The organism is Cellulomonas olei, assembly GCF_039548315.1.
Taxonomy (GTDB): Bacteria; Actinomycetota; Actinomycetes; order Actinomycetales; family Cellulomonadaceae; genus Cellulomonas.
In genome coordinates, this window is sequence record NZ_JBCLVN010000044.1 from 1 (window position 1) to 306 (window position 306).

1 protein-coding gene is annotated in these 306 nt (G+C 76.1%); it reads left to right on the forward strand.

The genetic code is table 11. The features are described 5' to 3' along the window. Nucleotides 1-306 (forward strand): hypothetical protein (locus AAHH18_RS13415; RefSeq protein WP_343301964.1); only part of this gene is annotated, 306 nt, incomplete at both ends.

The following is a 306-nucleotide window of genomic DNA, read 5'->3' on the forward strand; positions in this document are numbered from 1 at the left end:
TGGACCCGGACGGGGACGGCCTGACCAACGTCGAGGAGCACGATCTCGGCACCGACCCGGGCGCGGCCGACACCGACGGCGACGGGATGCCGGACGGCTGGGAGGTCGACCACGGCCTGGACCCGCTCGACCCGTCCGACGCCGCGCTGGACCCCGACGGCGACGGTCTGACGAACCTGCAGGAGCTCGGCCTGGGGACCGATCCGCAGGACGCCGACACCGACGGCGACGGGGCCGGCGACGGCGCCGAGGTGGCCGCCGGGACGGACCCGCTCGTCGCGAACACGGGGGACACCGACGGTGACG